Annotated in this window: 1 protein-coding gene; it reads left to right on the forward strand. The window is 48.0% G+C overall.

Features of this window, described 5'->3' with window-relative positions; genetic code table 11:
- On the forward strand, positions 1 to 367 hold a 367-nt coding region (locus CV944_RS16265), incomplete at both ends, for an IS66 family transposase (protein WP_145994838.1).

The following is a 367-nucleotide window of genomic DNA, read 5'->3' on the forward strand; positions in this document are numbered from 1 at the left end:
AAGTGATACAATCGAAGCGTTATATCAACACTCGATTAGTACAGGAACCCTTGCCAATATGGTGAAACGAGGACGCGAAGCGCTGGAATCAAATATGGACATCATCGAAGACGCCTTACTTGAATCCAACATCCTGCATGTCGATGAAACGAGTTTGCGCATCAATGGGAAACTCGCATGGGTGCATGTCGCGTGTACATCGAGATATACATACTTGGCTCCTCACGCTTCTCGTGGAAAAAAAGCGACCGATGATATCGGGATTCTTCCCCGATATGAAGGGACGATGATGCACGATGCGTTCGGTACGTATCCGAAATACACACATGCCACCCATGCCCTTTGTCATGCCCACCATTTGCGTGAG

The organism is Geobacillus sp. WSUCF-018B, from assembly GCF_002809985.1.
GTDB classification, from domain to species: Bacteria; Bacillota; Bacilli; order Bacillales; family Anoxybacillaceae; genus Geobacillus; species Geobacillus thermophilus.